The organism is Phyllobacterium sp. P5_D12 (assembly GCF_054049495.1).
In genome coordinates this window covers 1-2,346 of record NZ_JBFUMG010000644.1, presented here as the reverse complement: position 1 = coordinate 2,346, position 2,346 = coordinate 1, and the positions used below count along the sequence as shown (strand labels likewise).

The window sequence follows — 2,346 nt, the reverse complement described above, 5'->3', positions numbered from 1 at the left end:
GCATTACGTGATGCAGTTGAAAAGCCAAGATTAATACCTGCGGTTAATATTCGTTTCTATTAACAGGTTCTGACTCTAATCTCCCTTCACCTTGCCGCGCATCTTTTTGACATCGGCGCGTCCTGATTTCTCCTTGAGACGGCGCTCAATCGACCCCTTTGTTGGTCTGGTTTTCTTGCGCGGTGGCGGTGGCGGCTCTGCGGCCTTCGCAATCAATGCAATCATGCGCTCGCGAGCGTCCTGCCTGTTGCGCTCCTGCGTGCGAAAACGGTTGGCCTCGATAAGCACATCGCCGTCTTTGGTCGCTCTTTGGCCCGCAAGTTTGATGAGGCGAGCAAAAACATCGTCTGGCAAATCGGCGCGCGCCGCCAAGAATCGCAGTTGGACAGCCGTCGAAACTTTGTTGACATTTTGTCCGCCGGGACCAGCGGAGCGAATGAAGCTTTCCTCCAGATCGTCCTCGTCGATCCAGATTCTATTGCTTATTCTGATGCGGCTGCGGCTCTCTTCCATAAAAGGATTGGTAGCCTAATCTTTGATTCGCGGAAAGCACCGCTCTGTGCCGCAAAAATGCAAGAAAACCCCGCTGGACACCAGCGGGGTTTTGAATTTGCAAAAGACAGGCGATTATTCCGCCGCGACCGGCGTATGCGGAGCTGCCGCCCTGACGTCACCGTCAACGTGGCCTTCGAACTTGCCGAAGTTGCGAATAAACATATCAACCAGCTTCGTTGCCTGGGCATCATAGCCGGGCTTGTCCGCCCAGGTCGAGCGAGGATCGAGGACTGCATCATCCACGCCCGGCACAGAAACAGGCACTGCAAAACCGAAATTCGGGTCTGTCCGGAACTGCGCGTTCTTCAGCGAACCGTCGAGCGCCGCCGCAAGCAGCGCCCGCGTTACCTTGATGGGCATGCGCTTGCCTATGCCATGAGCACCACCGGTCCAGCCTGTGTTTACCAGCCAGCAATCGACGTTGTGATCGGCAATCAGCTGCCGCAAGAGATTGCCATATTCCGACGGATGACGCGGCATGAAGGGCGAACCGAAACACGTCGAGAACGTTGCCTCGGGTTCGGTCACGCCGCGTTCCGTACCGGCGACTTTGGCGGTGTAGCCGGAGAGGAAGTGATACATTGCCTGCGCCGGGGTAAGTTTGGCGATGGGCGGCATGACGCCGAAGGCATCCGCGGTCAACATGATGATGTTCTTCGGATGGCTTGCCTTGCCGGTCTTCGATGCATTCGGGATGAAGTCGAGGGGATACGCACAGCGCGTATTTTCCGTCAGCGAACCATCGTTGAAGTCCGGCTCCCGGTTTTCGTCGAGAACGACATTTTCAAGCACAGTGCCGAAACGCTGGGTCGTCGCGTAAATTTCCGGTTCCGCCTCGGCGGAAAGGCGAATGGTCTTGGCGTAGCAACCACCCTCGAAATTGAAGACACCGTGCTGGCCCCAGCCATGTTCGTCATCGCCGATCAGTGTACGTGTAGGATCAGCCGAGAGGGTGGTCTTGCCCGTACCCGAGAGACCGAAAAAGACGGCAGTATCGCCGTCCGGGCCCTCATTGGCCGAGCAATGCATCGGCATGACGCCTTTGGCCGGCAGGATATAGTTGAGCGCCGTGAAAACGGACTTTTTCATTTCGCCGGCGTAGGCCGAGCCTCCAATCAGCACGATCATGCGATTGAGATCGACGGCGATTACTGTCTCCGAGCGCGTGCCATGCTTTGCGGGATCGGCGCGGAAGGACGGAAGATCGATGATTGTCATCTGTGGCACGAAATCAGGCAGGGCGGTACGATCCGGGCGAATCAGCAAATTGCGGATGAACAGTGAATGCCAGGCAAATTCAGTGATGACGCGCGTGTTCAGTCTGTATTCTTCGTCGGCGCCACCGATGAGATCCTGGACAAACAGTTCCTTGCCCTTTGCCTGCTCAATAAAATCTGCATAGAGCACCTCAAATGCCTCAGGTGACATCGGCGCGTTATTGTCCCACCAGACATGAGCGTCGGTTGACGCGTCGCGCACGACGAATTTGTCCTTTGGCGAGCGCCCTGTATGCTGGCCAGTACGAGCAACAAGCGCACCTTGCGCTGTCAGCTCTGCTTCGCCTCTGCGCAAGGTCTCCTCGTAGAGTTCCGCGGCTCCCAGATTATAATAGACCGCCGAAACATCCTTCAAGCCTGAGGTGCCGAGCGCGATCGTCGCGTTATGAATACCGGTCTCTCTAGTCATGTGTCCGCCATTGTTTAAGAATGCGTTGAGGGGTCAAGTTAACACGTGCTGCTTCCTGCATCTTCCAGCATGAATGCGGCTGCCCATGTTCAAAAGCAGAAATAC

The 2,346-nt window shown here is 56.1% G+C and carries 2 protein-coding genes; both read right to left on the bottom strand.

Features of this window, described 5'->3' with window-relative positions:
- Window positions 1-75: 75 nt before the first annotated feature.
- Complete coding sequence (gene arfB / locus ACXJ5O_RS24685; protein WP_457302207.1) at window positions 76-513, bottom strand: alternative ribosome rescue aminoacyl-tRNA hydrolase ArfB; 438 nt, start codon at window positions 511-513, stop codon at window positions 76-78.
- A 114-nt stretch (window positions 514-627) separates the two neighbouring features.
- A complete protein-coding gene (locus ACXJ5O_RS24680; RefSeq protein WP_457302206.1) occupies window positions 628-2,241 on the bottom strand; it encodes a phosphoenolpyruvate carboxykinase in 1,614 nt (537 codons plus the stop codon).
- Window positions 2,242-2,346 lie beyond the last annotated feature (105 nt).

Bases quoted from the DNA above. Each gene is read 5' to 3' on its own strand.
- arfB (WP_457302207.1), bottom strand. From the start codon at position 513: ATGGAAGAGAGCCGCAGCCGCATCAGAATAAGCAATAGAATCTGGATC.
- ACXJ5O_RS24680 (WP_457302206.1), bottom strand. From the start codon at position 2,241: ATGACTAGAGAGACCGGTATTCATAACGCGACGATCGCGCTCGGCACC.